This is a genomic window from Klebsiella sp. GL120222-02, assembly GCF_003097195.1.
Lineage (GTDB): Bacteria > Pseudomonadota > Gammaproteobacteria > Enterobacterales > Enterobacteriaceae > Klebsiella > Klebsiella variicola.
The window spans coordinates 204,749-224,937 of record NZ_QEQO01000009.1 but is presented as its reverse complement, the minus strand read 5'-3'; the positions used below and the strand labels follow the sequence as shown (position 1 = coordinate 224,937).

Here is a 20,189-nt window from a genome sequence, read left to right as displayed (position 1 = left end):
ATGAAAAAAATCATCACGCCACTCGTCGATATAGTTCTCTGCACCTATATTATTACCACATGCTTTATTTGCCTGACTGAGTTTAATAACTGGCAGAATAAAATAATCTCAGTGACGATTATAATCGGCAGCGCTTATATCATCGCCATTGCATTGAATAGATTACTGGGAACAAAGATAGGTGTGTTAAGCGGTATTTTTAATTTACTATCAGGCCCACTATTAATTATTGGCGCTATTGTTTGCATAGCCTTACTTGACCCGTGGCCGGTTAAGGTTATTGGTCTGTTTTTATGGGTCATTATAATGTTTTGTTTACCTTCATTTATAAATAGAGATAAGGAATAATCATGTCAAATCCAGCATATCTTTGGCTAACCGATACAAACGGCTCCCCTATAACGGGTAGTTCTCTCGTTACAGGGCGTATTGGCGCTATTGAATTAAAAGCGGTAACGCACCACCTATCCATTCCTGTGGATGGAAACACCGGGAGATTAACAGGAACCAGAGTACATACGCCTATTACGGTACAGAAAGATTTTGATAAAACAACGCCCCTTTTATACAAAGCGCTGAGTGAGAATCAAACATTAAAGTCGGCAACCATAAAGATGTATCAGATCCTTGATGCAGGTGTTGAAAGCGAATATTTTAATATTATATTAGAGAATGTAAAAGTAACCGGAATTACCCCCAACTTATTTCCTGATTCTGGTACAGGTACGCACAGCGAGACGATTCAGTTAAGGTATGAGGCCATCACCTGGAAACATTGCGATGGGAATATCATTTACAAAGATTCCTGGAACCACAGGGCAACGGCATAAATTCCCCTTAGACTAAAGGCCATTCAAAAAAGTGGCCTTTTCTAAGTTTAACTGATGATTTAAACCACCCTCGCCAAACAAGCCATCCAAATGCAACCGCATGGTTTGGAGGCATAGCATCTTGAAGCTATACCTCCTTGAGTAGCGCTAAATTAATTCAGCCCATTCGATACCTGCATTGCTTTAAGCCCCCTATAACTTCCGCTGTTCCAGGCTGGAATAAATCGTTTTAATTTCCGCTTGTAAGCTTTCGCCACGGTATACCATCGACGTATCGTATCGTATCGTATCGTTTGTACTTCTCATCACGCGTAGCGCTAAACCAGTTGAACGATCCTATGCACAGCAGCCCTTCATCACCAATCACGATTTTACTGTGAACACGTTTGACCAACATAGTCACAATGCCCAGCGCATTTAGTTTTTCCACTGCATCATTAAGGCGCTGCTGTTTTGCTTTGCGCTTTTCATAACTGACGTCTTTGGTATTAAAGCTTTTATCCGTTACGACAGTAATGTCGATACCACTTTAAGCACACCTGTTTTAGTTCCACGCACTTTCTGAGAGTTCCGGTTTTTCAGCCATCAGCCGGTACTCTTCCGGCGTCAGGTTGTTCAGGGACTCATGAGGCCGCTCGTTGTTATATTCTATCAGCCAGCGCTCGGTAATTTCCCGTGCTTCATTCAGTGTTCTGAACAGGTAAAAATCAAGAATTTCTGTCCGGTATGTCCGGTTGAACCGTTCGATAAAAGCATTTTGTGTAGGTTTACCCGGTTTAATAAATTCGAGCTGCACGCCATGTTCTTCGGCCCATTGTGCCAGTGCCCGCGAGACCAGTTCTGGCCCGTCGTCCATCCGCATTTTCAGCGGATAGACGCGGTTTGCCACGATCCTGTCCAGCACCCGGATGATTCGCTGAGCCGGGATATTCCGGTTGATTTCTATCGCCAGTGCTTCACGGTTAAAATCATCCACCACATTGAAGGTCCGGAAGCCTCTGCCGCAGACCAACGCGTCGTGCATAAAATCGATGGACCAGCTCTGGTTCATCGCCTCTGGCGTCACCAGCGGAACCGGATTGCGCACTGGCAGGCGCTGTTTTCCCTTACGGCGAAAATTCAGTTTCAGCAGGCAGTAAATCCGGTGAACGCGCTTATGGTTCCAGCTTTTGCCCTGCCTGCGCAGCACCTGAAAAAGCTTTTTAAATCCGTATCGCGGATAGCGTTCAGCCGCCACGGTCAGCGCCATAATGACTGGCTCATCACGTTGCGTATCCGGCTGATAACGAAATACCGTCCTGCTCAGCGACAATATCCTGCATGCCTGACGTAAGCTCATGGCAAACTGCGCGGTCAGATAGCTGACCAACTCACGCTTTATCGCTGGTTTTAAAGCTTTTTTTCAATAACGTCTTTCAATGCGCTGCACTCGAGGCTCAGGTCTGCAAACATCTGTTTCAACCGGCGGTTTTCATCTTCGAGGTCCTTCATCTTTTTGATATCAGAGGCTTCCATACCGCCGAACTTCGCTTTCCAGTTGTAGTACGAAGCCTCAGAAATCCCGGCTTCGCGGCACACATCTTTGACGGTGCGTCCGGCTTCGACGGACTTCAGAACGGCGATGATCTGGTGTTCGGTGAATCGGGCTTTGCGTATGGCGATCTCCTCCAGGGATATATTCAGTATGCCGGAAGATCTCTAAATGTGAATGGTCCGGTTTACCGGGATGCTTACAGGTTGACTCAGATTGACTTCTGTTGAAAGGAGAATCGCGAAAAGCCTTGCGTAGCGCGGATTTCAGGCACAAAAAAGACGTCCGTCGACGTCTATTGATGTTCCGATGGGGAAGGCCGGACTCGAATTTCACACCTAATAGGCTGATATCAATATTGTTTATAAACAGAAATAAATAGTTATACCCGTACTTGTACCCACAAGTTAAAATCCGTACAAAAAATAGACATTTCAAGTGGGTATAAAGCCATACCAGTAGAACACCGATATGGCTATCAAAGCAGGATTCAGGCAGGAAGGAAAGTTTTCTTCAGAGGCACCAAAAGTTTGGTTTCGATATCAACCTGCTCATAGTTTTCAATGAGGGCTCTGACAAGATCGTCCAGCGTCCAGAGCGTCAGAGGTATCTGTGAGCGGTCGGCTTCATAGCGAGCATCTTTCGTAAAGCCCCCCGTACTGACATAAAGCCCACGATCTTCTGGATGACGACCGCCAATAAAGCTGCGGATCTGCTGACTCCCCATTTGCTCCCTGCGATGTTTTACCTCAACGATAATACGTGGATTTTCAAAACCAAATCCATCAGGTGAAGCAATAATGTCTTTACCCCGATCGGCTCCCGCAGGTGAGACCTGCGTTTTATAGCCCATGCCGCGTAAAACTCCGGCAACAAGATTTTGCATCTCATCCCAGTCAAGAGAGTTGATACGATCTTTGATACCCTCAAACGCCAGCATTTCCATATCGCGAAGCGGATCCGAAACAGCCTCATCTTCATCCATCGCAATTGGATTCTGAGTAATTACATCTGCAGTGGGTTTCTTATCCTGCAAAAGCTCTTCTAGCGCATATTCTGGAAGCTGGAAAACCGTCAGCGTAGAACCCAATGTGTTTTTGGTAGCAACAGACAGTCTATCGCGGTCGATTTCTTGAGTATTCCATTTAACCTGCCGAGCGATACCCATCCCCTCTTCCACCCATTCAGGATGATACTGGAAGTCTGAAGTAACTTTGCCTAGCAAATAAGTACGGTTGGCTGGCGAATAGGTAATAACCCAATCACCCTTTTGGATCTCATTCACAAAACGCCAGACCTGCGATGCGCCAGAACGGGCTGTTCCGAGCTTTGTTAAGGGATCAGCCTCCTGGTATAAGGCGAGTAACTGGGCTCGGGATAGGCCGGATTTGACTAATGGAGCCAGCTGAGACCAACCGATGCCTACAATTTGCTTATCGCGAAAATCGTCATAGAGCTTGCCGCCGTCACCGCGGATCATCCACATTCTATTGCCCATACCAGTCCCTTCATGAGGAAAAGAAATTATGCTGGATCATAAGCTTGATCGTAGTATGCGTCAAAACCATCAACAACGACGGCCCAGCATTCCCGGATTGTGCTTGCGATAATGTGCCCAGTTAAAATTACAGCTTCAATTTGCATGATATTTCGTCCATATAAGTAAAAGCACCAACCAGCATCGGCAGGTGCTTTTTGGAATGAGTAAATTAAATAAGTAAGGAAAGCTGCAGTGTGAATCAGGAAGGCTATTCCCAATGTTCACCGTGCCGCGCTTTCAATAAACCTGTTGCCTGTCGCGCCCGCAGAATATCGACTGCCCGCAGATATGGGGACTGTTCTTGCCAGTCGAATCCCCTGCGATCAATACGAACCAGCCCGTACTTTTCCACCAGAAAATTAACGGCATCGGCCAAAGATATACCGGCATCGATATGTTCCTGAATTACCGTTTCATCACTGAATGGCGTGTCGTTGAGAGTCAGGCCATAATGTTGTTCCAGCAGGAGTGCAAGCAGCATTTGCCAGACAGCCACGGGCGACAGACATAGCTTCGCCGCCTGCGGATTTGTTGCAGGTAGAGTTTTCATATTTGCTCTTGTGAAAGTAGTTAACGATGGGTGGAGTAAACGGCGATGTATACGTAGCCGCAACTGCCAAGGGTATCGGCTTCGCAGGTGAAACCATTGTGGTGCAGGGTGACACAGTGGGCATGGCGAGGATTCATTTCACCAGTAGTCAGCATCGATTCCATCTGGCTGATAAAATGCGGGAATGCCACATCCAGCTTAAGACATTCTGCTTCGCTGAACTTACCGGTGATACTGGCCCGGTCAGCCAGATAGTGCAGCCGGTTTCCCTCCTGTACCAGACGAGCGCCAAAGCAAGGTGTCACATTACGATTCAGACCCCACTTGAGAAATGAATCGTTCTCTGAGTCAGTAGATTTCATTGAAGTACCCTCATATCCAGCCTCGCTCTGCAAACGACACAATGCCATCTGATCCGATAACCAGATGATCGAGCGTGTTCACATCAACCAGTGCTAACGCTTCTTTAAGCCTACCCGTAATGTTGCGGTCACATTGACTGGGCTCCGGATCGCCGGAGGGATGATTGTGTGCGAGGACGACAGCTGCAGCATTGAAGCGAAGCGCTGACTTCACTACCTCGCGGGGATGGACCTGGACATGGTTAATCGAACCGGCAAATAGCGTTTCACTCTCCAGTAAACGGTGCTGGTTATCGAGATAGAGCACCATAAACACTTCCCGTTCTTGTCCTGCCAGATGTAACCGAAGCCAGTTACGGGCAGCAGTACTGGAGGTAAAGGATATACCGGGCTGGCGCAGATATTTATCCAGCAGGTTGATGGCACGACGAATGGTGCGTTGGGCATAGGGGGTTAATCCGGAGGTCGCGGGAAGCAAACAACCATGCTGGGCCATAATCGCCAGTGGAAAGAGTTCAGGCTGAGATGACAGCGGGGATAATACAGTATTCATGTTCGGTATCCCTCAGTCGATGAGATGCATAATGGCTCTGCACTCTGGATGGTTCAGCGCGTAGTCGCGTAAGCGATAATAGTGCTCAGTCATCGCGTCACACTCGGTGCGACAGGCGTGGTGATTGTAAGCCATCAGACAGGCGACCATCCCTGCAGCTTCACTGGTAAGCTCTGCGCCATTGCCGTTCATGCTGTTGAACAATGTCCACTTCTCATCGTGATCTGACTCGGGAGCCATAAAAGCGCCGCCGTTGCTGAGTGTCGAAAAACGCCAGATACCACCGTGGTTATCGGCACACAGCCGATCCATCCAGGCGAAAATGCGAGGTTCAAGGGTTATCCATTGTGGGATGGAGCCAAAGTGCTGCGGCCAGAAGCCGATGCGTAACTCGTCCGGGACCACTGAGGCAGTAATTGCGGTATGCTCCGCGAACTGATGATTTTGTGTATTCATTAAACTATCTCCTTATGCCGGAACGGTTGTTTAACGCCCGAAAAATTCGAGCATGTTTTCAGCCATAACCCACAGGGCGCGATTGAGCTTCACATCGCCATCAATACCGGTAACAGCACGGGTGCGGCTACTTTTCCCCAGAGCGGTTCGCCCTGACAGACCTCCTTTCATCAGGTTCTCTTGTAGCCGCTGATAGACGGTCCACAGGTCATCGCTGTAGTCCTCCCGGCGACGTGGGGTCAACAACTGCGATACCGTGACCGGCTGGTGGTCTTCACCAAAGCGATACTTCAGCGCGGCATTCGCCAGTGCGTTACGGGCTGGTTCTGGCAGTGCCAGTGACTGCATTGCATCGCGCTTCTCCTCCACCCGGTCAAACACACCGAGCACTTCGTAAGCCCCTTCAATCACCCTCTCAACAACATTCCCTTTATGTGGTACCCGCACTTCGCCAAATGACTGTCCGCAGACCAGACCGTTGGTACAGACGCCTCGAAATAGCCCCGGCAACATCTGGTAGCTTGATGAGCCGTCATGGCTGTTAAGTAGAATGATTTCCGGCACCTGATGTCCGGTCAGTTGACCGGCACGACGCAGGCGAAGCATATGTTTGGTGTGTTCCCGCTTGCTCTGGTCGCGAACCTTTGTCTGGCAGGCAAAGAACGGCTCAAAGCCTTCACGCTGCAGGCTTTGGAGAATGGTAATGGTAGGGATGTAGGTGTAACGGTCTGAACGAGATTCATGCTTGTCACTCCCGAACACGCTGGGGACATGGCTCATCAGCTCTTCGTGGGTCAGAGGCCGGTCACGGCGTATCTGGTTTATACGGCCAAAGCGGCTGGCTAATCGCATGGCTAACTCCTTATCTGATAATGAAATAAAAACAAAAAGCCATGTTCCCGAAGGAGCATGGCCTGTTGCTATCTGGTGTTGGTGTGTTGCGGGCTGTAGAGAACTGAAATGTGGAGGATTAATCGCTGTAATGGGTGGTTCTGCAGCCACTGAGGTCAGATAATTCTTTCTCCGTATTCTTCAGCCCCGGACTGAAGGTGCCGACTTTTTTATCGTTGACGTAAACATCAAAATTCGCAGCCTGGCTCAGGGCGTCAATAAATGACACCCAGGCATTGTCACCGTTTCGCCAGCCGAGGAATGACGGTAACGGATACTGGCTGTCATCCATCACCACGGTGATGTCGGTTCCGTCATCGTGAGAATTCAGCAAGGTACCGTCGGGCAGGGTCAGGTATACGCTGTGCTGCAGCACATTCTGCTCATCGGGGCTGGTGGTGCAGTTAAGATTAAAGACCACTTTCTCCGGGCCGGTGATGATGTATTCGGTCACACCCTGAGCGAAGCCGCTGCTCCACATATTGGGGATGGCCTGTGCAACGGAGGCTGAGGCCAGCATAACGAACGCCAGGGCGGCATGAGATAAACGCATAAGTGATTTCCTTTCATTAACATCAGAGGGAGGGAATCCGTCAGGGCGCGCTGAAGCGCACCGGGAACCCGGACAACCTTAATTAATTTCATCAACGCTCTTATCTGTCTGTCGTTTTGTCCTTCCATTTTGGCCGGTTGCTACCCGAAAAGGATTTCACCATCGACCAGTATTCCACCGGGAATCGTTTTACCAGTTCCCCGTTGAGACGGACATCGATAGTCCGGTACTGCCCGTTGTTCATGGTCCCCTGACTGAAGTAAGCATTGCTGCTGCAGGTCCCCGTGTCGTACTGGTTCCAGGCTTTTTCGGGTTTACCCACTACGTAAAAATCCCCCAGGGCGCAGCCGTTAGTGGATTTACGATTAACGATGGCCACCCTGTTCGTTGCCGCCAACACGATGGTGCAGGAGCTTTGTTTTCCCCCACAGACATCCCATAACACCCGACCACCAGGGTCCTTAAACGACCAGATAGTGTTCGCCGGAATATCGACCCGTTCCCGTGCCGCGGTACTGAGACTGACGCAGAAGACCAGCGCAAAAACTGCAAACCTCATTTTCATTTTTCATTCCTTAGCCATTTCAGAAAATCCGGAGTCAGCGCCCGCAACGGCGTACCTGGTGCGCTGCAGACTGAGCAGATGCCTTTAGATATCGATCGATAATAACGATCAATAAAATAGATATCGATCGTTACACTCTATTAATAAGAGCAAGGGTTGTCATCCCTTTCGGGGAAAATGTGTGACAGAACAGGGACTCAGGTATCCGGTGCCACGAAGTGGGGGCAACGGGGTATTCTGATTACAAGAAGTGGGTCTGGGAATGAGACTCATGCCCACGGTTGACCGGGAGGAGTATAAAGTCTGGTTTCAGAAGAAAATCCAGTCCCAGACGGCACGGGCGACGGACACCACCACATCACGCACGGTACGAATCACCGTTTTCAGCGATGCAGGCAGGAACGACGATGACTCTGCCGTATCAAAAACCCGGCTCACAGCTTCACCGAAACTGTCGCGGGCCTGCGACTTTACCGGCTCTGTGCAGAGTCTCCCTTGCAGTTGTGTCACCACCGGGCTGGTGGCGCGGTCAGGCAGACAACACATCATGTTTGCCACCATATCCTCAATGCCCCATCCAGTGCTGGCGGACACCACACAGACCGGATGATGCGGTTTAAACATTGCCATAATCGCAACCTGCTTCGCTTTAAGATTTACCTGTTGTTGTGGCGAGGGCGTGCCGATCGCGCTATCCCATTCATGACAGGGTTCGATTTTGTCGGCCTGGTTAATCACAAACAGTACCTTTTGCCTGTAAGGTTGCATCACGCCGTGCCAGAACTGCTCGTCCACGGTCAGTGCCCGATCGTCGGCCTTAATGACCCACAGCACCAGGTCCAGCTCCGGCAGCATACGACGGTACAGGGCCCGGTACTCATGATCCCGCCGCCCGTTTTCACCTACACCCGGTAAATCGACAATTACCAGACTGTGACGCCCGCTGCGTAGCCGGAAGCGCAGTACGTCGCGAGTACAGGCGTTCACGTCACATACCGGCGACACCTCGCCCCGGAAAAGCTCGTTGCAAAGAGAGGATTTACCAGCACCACTTTTGCCCATGATGCCAATCAACGGCTCGTAGTGGGTCAGGTTCTGGATACGTTCAAGAATAAGCTGACGAAGCGTGTGAGGAAGCGACGCGAGCGGTTGTTCAAGGGCCTGAAGGCCATCAGGTTTATTCATACAGTAGTCTCAGCGTGAAAAATTAAAAATCCCGCGATCTAGTCAGGAAGGCGGGGATTCACTGAGATAATATCTGTCTGAAATAATTTGGAATTTTAGATTAACACGTAAAGGACCTTGTGCAATATAGGATTGAACGATGTCTGCTTCATGCCTGAAGCAGATGATATCAGCATTCTGTAATGCTGATTCTTTAGAAGTTGGCCAACTGTCTTGAAGTCATTTCATTCCTTATTTTTCTGATTTATAGCTTATAGCATCGGAGTTGCAAGAAGCACGTTTTACATCGAAGGTTTTCATATATTCATTATATGCCTCTGGCCATTCCTCCATTGAGGAAGATAGTTTTTTATAAGCGCCACTATCTGAAATAACATAATCCATATCAGAAATTGCAAGTTGTTTTATAGATGATGCAATATTTACTGCCAGTACTGATAGACGTTCAGAAGAATAAGAACTTATCGACATTGCTTTAGTTATGGCTGATTTCGCTGGTTGGTAAAGTTGATTATGATTAGCTTTATATAAAAGAGATTTATCAGCATCAAATGCAGCTACCGCAGCCAAAAAATCAGAGGCTTTTTCACGAAATTTGTATTCATCTTCGTTAACAGCAGTAGTACAAATCGTTCTGGCATTGATGAGTGCTGGGACTCTTGTACTTTCAACTAACTTTGAACCCGTGAGATATGAGCCGGCCATTCCCCCTAAAGCTGCGATTATTGCGACCAATAGCGCACTGCCTATGTTTAAAGATGCTTTAACAACTTCAGCCTTGTTCTGCGCATTTCCAGAGTGTGCACTAATGTTACTATCATTGTGGCTACCAGACATATCAAGCTTCCTAAGTTATTAAGCTTTAGTTCCTGCTATTATCTACATTCACACAAGTTAAGAATTCTTTTTTACGAGAATATCAGTAAGTTGGGTTTCATGAAAGATACTAGTGATCAACTCGAAAATTTTAACAAATTATATTGAGTTGGGTCCGCTCTTCGCTCACAGCGGACCTAACGGACTTGCTTTAGGTCTGCTCCGTGCAAGGAGCGGAAGTTTACCGTTTTAGAAATCATGCTAATTAGCATAAAATCTCTCAACTGATGGGGTCTGGAGTTGCAGAAAAAATGACTACAAGGCAGTATGCGCAAAAATCAATCTTCGATCTGGAGGAAATTTTCGAGCGGTCACGGAACAATGCTAGTGAACTTGAACGGCTGTTGAACGAACTGACCTTCCGCAATACTGCCAAGGCCCGAACGTTGAGGACTAAAATCGAGCAAGCCCGAACTGTACTTAGTGGTCACTGCGTGATCTCAATGTCGGATTCCAGTCCATCAGCGCGTCATCCTGGCTCGTCGTCCACACAATCCTCCCAAGTTCCGCCCCGTGATGAGCCTGCAGCGGTAGTGCAACAGCAACCCAAGGCTAATCCAGCTCCTGTCATGCAACAGCAATTCGGCGAAGACCAGATCGACCTAGGTCCACTCCCATCTTTCTCTCCGACAGGTAAGTCGAATGATGCGCGAGCAATACTGGCAGCATGGACAGCCCTCGAAGCACTGTCGCCTCAAGGTTATAAACGCCCAGAGGATATGGCAACCGGCGACCGCTCTAGGGTTGCCCTATTGGAGCGAGGTGTACCATGGGGACCAAATGCCCGCAGCAAGCCCAGCCATAAGCTTTATTTCGAGGTCGTCCTCGGCTCCATCGCTCTCGACAAGGCGACGGACGAGCTGGTCAAGGTTTTTGGCGAGGATGAGGAGCGTTCACGCCCGGACGGTAAGAAAGCGGCCATCGGCTCGATCCTGATCGACAAAGAAGGCTATGTGCTTGAGGAAAAAGGCGTTGCCGTGTCCAGTTTTGCCTGGGCACTCAAGCCGGCTCTCGATCTTAAGCTTGGGAGTTTAGGGAATTGGCCGAATGTTGAGCCGCGCATTATCGAGCATCTGGATCGAATGGTTCGCCACCACAACAAAGATGGAGAACCCATACCGATCGATCTGAATGTTGTTCATAACGCTTATAAATGGCTTGTATCGCAGTTCAGTGTACCCGAGCATTTGGTTGAGCCACCCACATTCGCGATTAAGGTGTTTCATCATTTCAAGGCTAAGGCGCCGCCTGAACCTTCGTTACTGAATTCCTTCTATCTTGAAGATCTCGGTGAAGCAACCAAATTGCTCGAGACGGGCAAAGCCGGAACCGGTTTGCGCCGCTACATGGGAATTGGCAGACCTGACCAGAAAATCGACGTGCTATCGCCCATTTCCGCAGTTGAGCCGTTCGTCGCACCGTCGCTCATGCCGCAGGCTCGTTGGCCTTCGAAAGGCGGCCATCCACTGGTGTTGCTTCAACAGGCTGCCGTGAATGCGGCGCGTGCTGAGCTGAATGATGCTCCAGGTATCATCGGCGTCAATGGGCCTCCGGGAACCGGTAAGACCACTCTTCTCCGGGATATCGTCGTTGGATGCATTCTCGATCGGGCCACGGCGATGTCCGGCTTCAACAAACCGCAGGATGCCTTTTCCACAACAGGCGAGAAGCTGGCATTCGGTTCCAATGCATTCCTGCACTTCTACAAGTTACATGCATCCTTGAGGGGCCATGAGATCGTCGTAGCCTCCTCCAATAACAAAGCGGTCGAAAACGTCAGTAAAGAGCTTCCTCTCAAGGAAGCCAATGGTCGCCATGAACAGATCGCCTACTTCCGGTCCATCAGCGACCTGATTGCGAATCCCAAACGCGCCGGCTATTTCGAAGCCGAGGCCGAGGGGGACATCCCCTCCGACACTGTCGAAACCTGGGGGCTGATCGCCGCTGCTCTCGGCAAGAGCAGCAACCGAGGCGCGTTTCAGCAAGGTTTCTGGTGGAATGAAGACGGTGGTTTCCTTACCTACCTGAAAGCAGCTCGCGGCATAAATGTCATGCGTGAGATCAAGGACGAGCGAACTGGCGAAACCATCGATCGTGTGATGCCCAGCGTGGTTGTCAATGAGCGGCCCAGCACCAACGAAGCGGATGCTGCTGCGGCCTGGCTGAAAGCGCGAACCGTCTTTCTTAAACTTAAGGAGACGGTAGACGCCGAAATCGCCAGCATCGAAGAGATGCGACGGGATATCCAGGCGCTCAAGGGAGCGATCACCGAACTTCAAAGGGCTGAACAGCGTCGACCGAGTCTGAATGAAGCCGTCGAAGAGGCACACAAGACTGCTGAATCCTGCCAACGAGAGCATGAGAAGGCAAAATCGCAGATCGAGCAGGACAAGATCATGCTCGACAGCCATCTTGCTTGCCGTCCAGGTTTCTTCTCCCGTTTGTTTGCGACTGCGGCCTGGAAGTCGTGGAGATCGACACTGCAGAAGCTCTCGACGACCTTGCAGCAATCAGTCATACGGGCGCAGGGGACGGACGGTGCCCTAGAGCTTGCAAGGGCTGAGTGGAGCAATACTGAGTCCCAGTTACAGCAACTCGACCAGGAAATTTCCAGCAAATGTCAGGCTGTCTCGAAATTGAAGGCAACCGAGGCACAGGCACGAAACCGTATGGGAGACAGGGTCGTTGATGAGAGGTTCTTCGAGCGCGAGCACGAGGCTATCCACCTCACTGCGCCATGGCTTCCCGATGAGGTTCATCGCCTGCGGGAGGATCTTTTCGCCGCTGCCCTGACTGTGCATAAAACGTTCATCGATGCTTCGGCCAGCCGCTTGCAACACAATCTTGGGTTATTGATGTCAGGCATGGTAGCTGGTGCCTTCCAGTCTTCCGCTCACCGTGAACTTCTCCCCGACCTTTGGTCAAGCCTTTTCGTGGTTGTGCCGACCGTGTCCACGACATTCGCCTCTGTTCGGACGATGTTCGGGGATCTGCCACCAGAGAGCATTGGTTGGCTTCTGGTAGATGAAGCGGGCCAAGCCGTTCCTCAGGCAGCAGTTGGAGCTATCATGCGGGCAAAGCGCTCCATTGTGGTAGGTGACCCGTTGCAAATCCCACCTGTAGTTTCACTTCCTGAAAAGCTGAACGCCGAAATCTGCAAGTTCTTTGACATTGACCAAGTCGAATGGTCTGCCCCCGCAGCATCTACGCAGACCCTTGCTGATCAGGCATCGCGCTTCAAATCCACCTTCGTCATGGACGTAGGTGATCGAGAAGTCGGGCTGCCATTGCTCGTTCACAGGCGTTGCCAGAACCCAATGTTTGATGTTTCTAACTCCATCGCCTATGCCGGGCAGATGGTCCATGCTGTCGGGCCTAAAAAACCCGGATCTATAGGCTCGGCTTTGGGGAGATCTCACTGGGTGGATATCAATGGCGATGCTGAGACGAAGTGGTGTCCCGACGAGGGCGAAGCGGTTGTGCGAATGCTCAAAGAGCTGGCAGCATCGGGCATTACAAATCCGGACGTATTTATCATCACACCATTCAAGATCGTAGAGCAGAACATGCGTCGGCGTCTCGACAGTGAAACTGATCTGCTGCGAACGTTCGGCGTAAAGCTGGATGAATGGTGCCGTGATCGTATAGGCACAATCCACACGTTCCAGGGCCGAGAGGCGGACACGGTAATCCTGTTGCTGGGTGCGCCGAAAGCGAGTCAGCAAAGAGCACGTCAGTGGGCGGCAAGCCCACCAAACATAATCAATGTAGCCGTCTCACGCGCCAAGCAAAACCTGTATGTGGTCGGCTCGGCTGCTGCATGGACAGGGGCGGGAACTAGCCTTCAGGTCCTGCATCGGCAATTGGCGAAATCAGCCTAACAATCTCCGAGGCGGCACTCATTGTTAAGGGCACATCGCAACTAATCTTTTATTTAGCTCTGTAACGAGCCGACCGCTATGTGCCAAGAGCGGGCGTTACTGGAATTATGAGTACCTACATTTATGAAAGAAAGTATGAATGCAATACTTGTTTAAAATTACATTACGACATCTAAAAGTTCGTATATCGAAATTATTTACATATAAACTAATAAGAACTAAAATATTCAAAAGATTGTTTTCAATATTGGCATTTGTATATTTGGCTTGTACTCGCTTACATTCTTTTCTGTATGGTCTATACAGCATATCTCTAGTTTTATAGTTAAGCCTGTTAAAAGTCAGGCTTAACTAACAATGAGTGGCTTAATTCAGTCTGAACCTACAGTAAAGATATCGGAAACTATAAGCTACCGGTTGCGCAGGTTTATACTTATTCCTGAATGCACTATAACTAGCCCTGTAGGATCAAGTCTATACTCATGAGCATCTTTTTTACTTGTCCGATGTTTAAAGTGCGCATAACCATTAGTGCCATTAATGCAACCAATCATGGAACGATCATATAGCTCTTGCAGTAATTTTACAGATGACAAGTTTACACAATTGTTTTCTATAAATTCAACAGCTTCCGAATAAGTACAGTCATACTTCAAACTAATGTCTTTTAAAGCATCGAAAATGTTTTGAATCTGAAAGGGGTTATAGAACGACGAAAGTTCGTTACTTAACTCCTTAACAAGTTCAGCTGAATACAGCCCCAATAACTTATTAACATCCGTTTTATTTAATGGTATCGAGTAGTAACCGGACTCAAGTGGTTTGAAGAAAAGTATCAAATCTCGTGGCCGAATTAGTGTGTGGTCGCATACATACTTAAAACTTGTCTTTGGAGAGAAGTCATCATCTATAAGACTTTCCCATGGTGTATTTTTATTTTTGAACTGTAGGTTTGCTTGGCGGAAAGCATTTGCAATCCGCTTATTTATCATTTTCTTAATGGCGAGATCGTTTTCATCAGACTTTCCTGCATTGTCATCCTCACTCCAGGATAGCCTTGTGGAGTAAGATGAGAAAACTTTAGATATATCAGCTGCTTGCGTGGATAAAAGTCGCTCCACATCATCTCGAATCAGTATTATAACTTTCGCTGATGCATTATTTTTAGCAAACACGGTATTATTTACATGTTTAGATGTTCTGATTAGCTGTATCAGTGTGTCTGTTGAGTTATTATCATTGGCATCAAAGTCAATATCTAAATCATCAAAAAACAAAGCGTAAGAATTTTGATTCTCTCTATTGAGCTTACTCGTCAAAACCTCTACAACAACTTTTTCCAAATGAGGTATCAATTTATAGAATGCTGCCCTTGATTCTTTAATTTGTATATCAGAATTAAACTTCCCTTTGAAAAATCTCTTAAATTGCTCAATGCTGACCTCAAAGGAATGTTTCTTTATTAGCTCAACTATTTCACCTGTATTTATGTCAATGTAACCACTATTCTTTTTGAGAAATTCTTGCAGTAATTTGTATCCATCTGCTTGAGCAGCAGCTTCATTCTCAAAAAACATCTTGATGATATTAGTGTAAATTAGCCATTTAAATAAGTGATCTTTTGTATGCTCCGAGTTATGTTCATTGCCTAACTGAACGAGCCTTTCCAAACTTAAATTATCTTGGCTAACAAATGAACAAAATAAATTGGGTTGTTCGATTGCTGACAAATATGTATATTCCGCAAATGCACTTTTCCCGCAACCTTTGCGTCCAATCAATATAAATTTCTCGTCAGAAAGTTCTTCGTAGAGATTGTGAAGATCTTCATAAACATCTCGCAAATTGACTTTTGAAGTTGGCAACGATTCTGCCTCTGCTTCAGGTGCACCAATATAGAGGGCATTTTTTTCCTTGCGTATAAAACTTTTAAATACCATTTTAGCTCCTAATACTCTTCCTTGGATTAACGTCGCCAAATAATGTGTTAGCATTTGGCTTTTCTTTAGATAAGTTATTGATGATACTCTAAAAAACAAAAAAATCTATTACTAGAATGCTAAAGGACTAGCCAAAGGATATTAGCGTTTCCGGCAACAATGATGTCCGCTCCTCGCTCATTGCTGACCTTCAGATCCAGCAGGTTGTTTGCTTGGTACCAGAGATAGACGCGCCGATAGCCAGGTAATCGTCCATACCTCGCCATGGTAATCTTTCACAAGTATGTGCTCTATACGTAACGGGACAAAGAGGGAGATAGATAGAAGACTCCAGGTCTACTCAGATTCATCACAACATTGAGAAATCAGACCAACAAACCACTGGGATCACAACGCTATTTAGCGGATCGCCGATAAGATTTTGATGACTGCCAGGCATGTTTCATCTTCTCAATAAACTCCAGCTTCTCTTCAGGTTGGACGTTCCACACATCTATAGCCGCAATAATCATGTCATAACGCATAGACGTGTTATATGGGCGAAGATAGCCTGCTATTCGTTCTTTTCCTTTGAGATAGTCCCAGAGATATACTAACTGAGTTTCATTTTCACGTGATATCCAGTCAAAATCTGTCAGAAAAAAAATCATATTGCTCAAGCCAGCGCTCATGCAGTTTTTTGAAATAAGAGATCTTATCTCCAAGTGAGCATGGAGCTTCATCAATGTATCTCATCACACCATTGATGAGTTCACGCTCAGTTACCGGGGAGGGGTTGTACAGATCGGTACTTGCTCCCGCGTTCAGATAAAATCGGGAGAAAACGCGTTTCGGTTTTTTCGAAGTAGTGGCCTGTGGATTTTTTATCAGGTCCCAATCGATATCGTCCAAGTCGATATTCAAATTAGGGAAATCAAGATTTGCGAAGATATTATTATCCATTAAAAGAGAATTAAAACTTCCTGAACAACCGACGTCATTCCCCAACCCACCAAGCGTCAGCCCTGCAGATAATACTGGGTATTCAAAAATATAATGGTGAGCAAACCACAATGCTCTTGGTGTACCTTTGAAACAATCAAAATAATCTTTATCAATTAGTAGCAGCTCAGCCCATTCTTTAAGAGTTTTCCGGCCAATTTTGATTCTGTCCTGATCGCCCAGGAAATGCCGTTCAAGGATCTGAGAGATTAAAAGTCGAAACTGATCTGGCGAATCATAAGTACTCAACTGTAAGGAGTGATCAGTGTTGGAAAGTGCTCCCAGCATTTTTAGATACATGATCTCGTAACGGATCATATCGTAATGCAACATCGTCTCTTCCCTCTAATTCTGGCTCCCGGACACAGATTAGCATGAGCATCTTTTATGTGGAGAGAGACGTGTCACAGGCTGAGGAATGACTGATTTCTTACTGATATCCTACTGATTTTATTGTGATATTACTTTGATGTTTTACTGCATTATTACTGTAGTTTTTACTCTACTATCCTCCTCTGTTCACCTCATTAGAATCCTTAAACAGCTGATATGAACATTTGGGTTTTTAGTATAATTAAGGGGCACTTCCTGTTTCTATACCACCCTGTTCACAACGCCTTCCCCCAATCATTAACCCTGCCTGTCATCCCCTGGATACACAGTTCCCTGTATCTGCCATATCTCCGCTTCTCTTAAAAATTACATCTCATCCCAATCCTTTGTACTCCACCTGACAAAGGATAAATCAATGCACACACCTTACCCTTTCAATTCCAGATACACGATGAACTGGTTTCTACTGTCTCTACTCAATGACCACCTGAATCAGCTACTGAACCGATACTCCCGAATACAGGCACTCAGACTCGACCTGTTCTATCAGAAAGGTACAGAGCGCTATAAACGTCATTCCTGGAACGAAACTGAGCGAGAAGTACGCATGCTGGTTGAACGCACTCTGCAGCACACAAATCTGGCAGGGTATTTCTGGGTACTCGAGAACTCTGTAGACCACGGATGCCATGCCCATATCGTGTTCTATCTCGACAGGCACCTTAATCAGGCTACCTACCCAATAGCTGAGAGAATCGGAACAATATGGCGGGAAATAACGCAACGAGAAGGGTATTACAACCGCTGCGAATACAAGTCCACTTATGACGTCAGTATTGATAAGCCAGTGAACTACGGTGATACCGAAGCCATCGATAACCTGCGCTACATCATCAGTTACCTTGCCAAAGAAGAACAAAAGCACGGTCACTATTACTACGGAGCCAGTGAGATACCGCCGCCCAGCGGACTGGGGCGCCCTCGCACAGTGTAACTCGCGTTCTGCACTTTTTTACGTATCAATCCATTGATGTGGAAGGGCTGGTGGTAACGAGCAATCACCCACCAGCTCAGGATAATCTCATACTGGAAGACAGCATCATGACAGAACAAATTTCTTTGCTCGATGACCAACTGGTGGATATGCGGTTCATCACGAAGCTAACGGGGCTTACAGATAAATGGTTTTATAAGCTGATTCAAGATGGTGCCTTCCCCAAACCAGTCAAACTGGGGCGCAGTTCTCGCTGGTTAAAGAGCGAAGTAGAAAACTGGCTTCAGGAACGTATTAACCAGTCCCGTAAATAACACCACTCTGACCTAACCCCCGGCAAGAAAATAACTATCCGACTCGTTCGGAGGTTTTCTGCTGTCTGTCATTTAAGCCAGAAGGAATATGAACCATGAAAGATTACAAGCCTCGTTACGAAGAACTTTATAGATATTATCAGGTCTGGTTGACCGATTTTACGAAGCTGACGATCAGATCGGGTATGTGTCACCAGAATATCTACCACCATCATACCCTGACGGTTAGCAGCCTTAAGTTTCCGGGAGAGGAAGAGGTTATTGCTATTGTCCCCCAGTGCCTGCACCGGATTATTTATGGCAGAGCAGCAGCTCCACTGACTGTTAATGATGACCTGAGCGTCAGTTTATTTACTCAGGAGCATCTGCTGGCTCACCATCCCATGCTGGAGGGGATTTTGCTGTCTGAGTGCGTACGTTTAAAACAGCGTCCTCTGGCAAATAAGCTCATCAGTTTGTTCCGCCAGTTCAGCGGTAGTGAGCTGCGTCTGAAACTGGTCTGGCTGTGCTGGTACGATTTGATGTTGGGTAATTGCCTTGATGACTGGACCGGCAACCTCAGGTTCAAAAAAGACAAGGAGATGGATATCTGGATCAATGACCGGCAGGCTGAAAACCCTGCACTGACCAGTCTGATGGACGAGTATGTCTGCTTTGCATGGCGGACGACAGCGGAACCACTTAATCAGGCTTCATCCATAGTCATGCAAAGAATTTGAGGGTTATTGGGGAGTGAAAATTAATTTAGGTTAATTAATATAATTAATAGGCACTCCCTTTTTACAACCATCCCCCCCCTAATCCATGCAACTCCCTCTGCCATGGCCCTTCCTGAAGACCTGGTGCATTCCACTGACTGGCCCTCGCCAGCACTAAAGAAAATCATCCTATGCACAACAAACAACAATGGGAGCCAGACTTGTTTTTACAGTCACTCCTGAACAATCATATCGACAATATGGTTGAACGCTACTCCTGCCTGCGGGCACTCCGAACAGATCTGTTTTACCAGGATCATATCGCTAAGTTTTTCCTGCGGGATCACCGGCAGCTTGAATGGGATATCCGAAAGCTGATGAACCGTATGATGCAACTCGAAGCGGTGGTCGGTTTCTTCTGGGTTATCGAATGGACAGAAGACCACCACTACCATGCTCATGTCGTGTTCTGGCTGGATGGTAGTAAAACTCAGAATACCTATCCCTGGGCGCAGCAAGCCGGTTTGTACTGGAGCGATATCACTGACCGGGAAGGCTGGTATCACAGATGTGAGTTTAAAGAGCATTACGAGGCCAACATCTACATTCCGGTACGTTACAGCGATCCGGACAGTATCACCAACATCCGACAGGTACTGGCGTATATGACCAAAACCCAGCAGAAACATGGGCTGTTACTGTTCGGTTGCAATGAGGTCCCCGAACGACATTCAAGCAGACGGCCACGTAAGAATGTCTTCTAAGTAAGGCAATTTTTTACGCCAGCATCTCATCGTGTGAGAACCACACTACTCCCACCCTCATAACACCTTTAAACCATCCAACCGCACGGTGTCTGTCAGTCTTGCTGGGACGGTTAGACCTGCGAATTGTCTGGCAGGAACCAATACTATGTTTGCCAACTCCTTGATTGCTTTCGACGATAACGCTCTGGCCCCCTCAGGGTCAGGATGATTGCCGACAAAGAAAACTGAGATTTATGCTGGCAGAGCTGGTATCTGCACCACTGTTTTTTTCTGGCACTGCGTTTTATGTAAAAATGATTGCGATGAAAAAAAATACTGCCTGACCTGTGGTGTTGTGACCCTAGTTTCTATTTAAAATAGTTTCCTGCAAAAAACTGCTCGTAACCACC

20 protein-coding genes and 1 pseudogene are annotated in these 20,189 nt (G+C 47.6%); 7 read left to right on the top strand and 14 right to left on the bottom strand.

The window, feature by feature from the left end; translation table 11 throughout:
- Both N438_RS23565 and tssD read left to right on the top strand, forming a co-directional pair.
- Entirely contained in the window at window positions 1-348 is a 348-nt protein-coding gene (locus N438_RS23565; protein ID WP_004186808.1) for a hypothetical protein, read from the top strand.
- Window positions 349-350: 2 nt separating this feature from the next.
- On the top strand, window positions 351-830 hold the full coding sequence (gene tssD, locus N438_RS23560; protein WP_004192264.1) for a type VI secretion system tube protein TssD: 480 nt from the start codon (window positions 351-353) through the stop codon (window positions 828-830).
- A gap of 192 nt (window positions 831-1,022) precedes the next feature.
- Here tssD and N438_RS28925 read toward each other — a convergent pair.
- From N438_RS28925 to N438_RS27630, 12 genes and pseudogenes are all read right to left on the bottom strand, one after another.
- A pseudogene (locus tag N438_RS28925) lies at window positions 1,023-1,356 on the bottom strand (hypothetical protein); the annotation flags it as partial.
- An 18-nt stretch (window positions 1,357-1,374) separates the two neighbouring features.
- Window positions 1,375-2,486 (bottom strand): IS3 family transposase gene (locus tag N438_RS23550; protein WP_116696547.1). Its coding sequence is split into 2 segments (ribosomal slippage): window positions 1,375-2,225 and window positions 2,225-2,486, totalling 1,113 coding nucleotides; the frame shifts between segments, so codons are not numbered across the junction.
- Window positions 2,487-2,851: 365 nt separating this feature from the next.
- Window positions 2,852-3,859 (bottom strand): restriction endonuclease, encoded by a 1,008-nt coding sequence (locus N438_RS23540; RefSeq protein ID WP_022650318.1) that lies wholly within the window; start codon window positions 3,857-3,859, stop codon window positions 2,852-2,854.
- Window positions 3,860-4,109: 250 nt separating this feature from the next.
- Window positions 4,110-4,451 carry a TA system toxin CbtA family protein gene (locus tag N438_RS23535; RefSeq protein ID WP_022650317.1) on the bottom strand — a complete coding sequence of 114 codons (342 nt, stop codon included), beginning with the start codon at window positions 4,449-4,451 and terminating at the stop codon, window positions 4,110-4,112.
- A 20-nt stretch (window positions 4,452-4,471) separates the two neighbouring features.
- Complete coding sequence (locus N438_RS23530; RefSeq protein ID WP_116696546.1) at window positions 4,472-4,813, bottom strand: type IV toxin-antitoxin system YeeU family antitoxin; 342 nt, start codon at window positions 4,811-4,813, stop codon at window positions 4,472-4,474.
- Window positions 4,814-4,823: 10 nt separating this feature from the next.
- Window positions 4,824-5,366, bottom strand: a complete 543-nt coding sequence (gene radC / locus N438_RS23525) for a DNA repair protein RadC (RefSeq protein WP_022650315.1) — start codon at window positions 5,364-5,366, stop codon at window positions 4,824-4,826.
- A 12-nt stretch (window positions 5,367-5,378) separates the two neighbouring features.
- Window positions 5,379-5,822 (bottom strand): antirestriction protein, encoded by a 444-nt coding sequence (locus N438_RS23520; RefSeq protein WP_022650314.1) that lies wholly within the window; start codon window positions 5,820-5,822, stop codon window positions 5,379-5,381.
- A gap of 30 nt (window positions 5,823-5,852) precedes the next feature.
- Window positions 5,853-6,674, bottom strand: coding sequence for a DUF932 domain-containing protein (locus N438_RS23515; RefSeq protein WP_116696545.1), 822 nt, complete (start codon window positions 6,672-6,674; stop codon window positions 5,853-5,855).
- Window positions 6,675-6,792: 118 nt separating this feature from the next.
- Window positions 6,793-7,266 carry a hypothetical protein gene (locus N438_RS23510; RefSeq protein WP_022650312.1) on the bottom strand — a complete coding sequence of 158 codons (474 nt, stop codon included), beginning with the start codon at window positions 7,264-7,266 and terminating at the stop codon, window positions 6,793-6,795.
- A 100-nt stretch (window positions 7,267-7,366) separates the two neighbouring features.
- Window positions 7,367-7,831 (bottom strand): hypothetical protein, encoded by a 465-nt coding sequence (locus tag N438_RS23505; RefSeq protein WP_022650311.1) that lies wholly within the window; start codon window positions 7,829-7,831, stop codon window positions 7,367-7,369.
- 309 nt (window positions 7,832-8,140) lie between these two features.
- Window positions 8,141-9,016 carry a GTPase family protein gene (locus N438_RS23500; protein WP_022650310.1) on the bottom strand — a complete coding sequence of 292 codons (876 nt, stop codon included), beginning with the start codon at window positions 9,014-9,016 and terminating at the stop codon, window positions 8,141-8,143.
- 231 nt (window positions 9,017-9,247) lie between these two features.
- The gene (locus N438_RS27630; protein WP_124982910.1) at window positions 9,248-9,853 is read right to left on the bottom strand and encodes a hypothetical protein; all 606 of its coding nucleotides are present in this window, start codon (window positions 9,851-9,853) and stop codon (window positions 9,248-9,250) included.
- A 290-nt stretch (window positions 9,854-10,143) separates the two neighbouring features.
- On the opposite strand from N438_RS27630, the gene N438_RS23495 reads away from it, so the two are divergent.
- Window positions 10,144-13,773, top strand: a complete 3,630-nt coding sequence (locus tag N438_RS23495; RefSeq protein ID WP_116696544.1) for a DEAD/DEAH box helicase — start codon at window positions 10,144-10,146, stop codon at window positions 13,771-13,773.
- Window positions 13,774-14,183: 410 nt separating this feature from the next.
- Here the strand turns inward: N438_RS23495 and N438_RS23490 are convergent, their stop codons facing one another.
- Complete coding sequence (locus N438_RS23490; RefSeq protein WP_032645920.1) at window positions 14,184-15,767, bottom strand: hypothetical protein; 1,584 nt, start codon at window positions 15,765-15,767, stop codon at window positions 14,184-14,186.
- 570 nt (window positions 15,768-16,337) lie between these two features.
- A complete protein-coding gene (locus tag N438_RS23485) occupies window positions 16,338-17,027 on the bottom strand; it encodes a hypothetical protein (protein ID WP_243414579.1) in 690 nt (229 codons plus the stop codon).
- A gap of 415 nt (window positions 17,028-17,442) precedes the next feature.
- Here N438_RS23485 and N438_RS23480 point away from each other — a divergent pair, with 415 nt between their 5' ends.
- From N438_RS23480 to N438_RS23465, 4 genes are all read left to right on the top strand, one after another.
- Window positions 17,443-18,021: an inovirus-type Gp2 protein gene (locus N438_RS23480; protein WP_022650306.1), complete on the top strand. Its 579-nt coding sequence runs from the start codon at window positions 17,443-17,445 to the stop codon at window positions 18,019-18,021.
- 107 nt (window positions 18,022-18,128) lie between these two features.
- Complete coding sequence (locus N438_RS23475; RefSeq protein ID WP_022650305.1) at window positions 18,129-18,335, top strand: AlpA family transcriptional regulator; 207 nt, start codon at window positions 18,129-18,131, stop codon at window positions 18,333-18,335.
- Window positions 18,336-18,430: 95 nt separating this feature from the next.
- The gene (locus tag N438_RS23470; protein ID WP_022650304.1) at window positions 18,431-19,054 is read left to right on the top strand and encodes a hypothetical protein; all 624 of its coding nucleotides are present in this window, start codon (window positions 18,431-18,433) and stop codon (window positions 19,052-19,054) included.
- Between the two features lie 170 nt (window positions 19,055-19,224).
- Window positions 19,225-19,797 (top strand): inovirus-type Gp2 protein, encoded by a 573-nt coding sequence (locus N438_RS23465; RefSeq protein WP_032645919.1) that lies wholly within the window; start codon window positions 19,225-19,227, stop codon window positions 19,795-19,797.
- The last annotated feature ends 392 nt before the right edge of the window (window positions 19,798-20,189 follow it).

Bases quoted from the DNA above. Each gene is read 5' to 3' on its own strand.
- N438_RS23475 (WP_022650305.1), top strand. From the start codon at position 18,129: ATGACAGAACAAATTTCTTTGCTCGATGACCAACTGGTGGATATGCGG.
- N438_RS23520 (WP_022650314.1), bottom strand. From the start codon at position 5,822: ATGAATACACAAAATCATCAGTTCGCGGAGCATACCGCAATTACTGCC.
- N438_RS23510 (WP_022650312.1), bottom strand. From the start codon at position 7,266: ATGCGTTTATCTCATGCCGCCCTGGCGTTCGTTATGCTGGCCTCAGCC.
- N438_RS23470 (WP_022650304.1), top strand. From the start codon at position 18,431: ATGAAAGATTACAAGCCTCGTTACGAAGAACTTTATAGATATTATCAG.
- N438_RS23530 (WP_116696546.1), bottom strand. From the start codon at position 4,813: ATGAAATCTACTGACTCAGAGAACGATTCATTTCTCAAGTGGGGTCTG.
- tssD (WP_004192264.1), top strand. From the start codon at position 351: ATGTCAAATCCAGCATATCTTTGGCTAACCGATACAAACGGCTCCCCT.
- N438_RS23515 (WP_116696545.1), bottom strand. From the start codon at position 6,674: ATGCGATTAGCCAGCCGCTTTGGCCGTATAAACCAGATACGCCGTGAC.
- N438_RS23490 (WP_032645920.1), bottom strand. From the start codon at position 15,767: ATGCTAACACATTATTTGGCGACGTTAATCCAAGGAAGAGTATTAGGA.
- N438_RS23480 (WP_022650306.1), top strand. From the start codon at position 17,443: ATGCACACACCTTACCCTTTCAATTCCAGATACACGATGAACTGGTTT.
- N438_RS23505 (WP_022650311.1), bottom strand. From the start codon at position 7,831: ATGAAAATGAGGTTTGCAGTTTTTGCGCTGGTCTTCTGCGTCAGTCTC.
- N438_RS23540 (WP_022650318.1), bottom strand. From the start codon at position 3,859: ATGGGCAATAGAATGTGGATGATCCGCGGTGACGGCGGCAAGCTCTAT.
- N438_RS27630 (WP_124982910.1), bottom strand. From the start codon at position 9,853: ATGTCTGGTAGCCACAATGATAGTAACATTAGTGCACACTCTGGAAAT.
- radC (WP_022650315.1), bottom strand. From the start codon at position 5,366: ATGAATACTGTATTATCCCCGCTGTCATCTCAGCCTGAACTCTTTCCA.
- N438_RS23485 (WP_243414579.1), bottom strand. From the start codon at position 17,027: ATGTTGCATTACGATATGATCCGTTACGAGATCATGTATCTAAAAATG.
- N438_RS23565 (WP_004186808.1), top strand. From the start codon at position 1: ATGAAAAAAATCATCACGCCACTCGTCGATATAGTTCTCTGCACCTAT.
- N438_RS23500 (WP_022650310.1), bottom strand. From the start codon at position 9,016: ATGAATAAACCTGATGGCCTTCAGGCCCTTGAACAACCGCTCGCGTCG.
- N438_RS23495 (WP_116696544.1), top strand. From the start codon at position 10,144: ATGACTACAAGGCAGTATGCGCAAAAATCAATCTTCGATCTGGAGGAA.
- N438_RS23535 (WP_022650317.1), bottom strand. From the start codon at position 4,451: ATGAAAACTCTACCTGCAACAAATCCGCAGGCGGCGAAGCTATGTCTG.
- N438_RS23465 (WP_032645919.1), top strand. From the start codon at position 19,225: ATGCACAACAAACAACAATGGGAGCCAGACTTGTTTTTACAGTCACTC.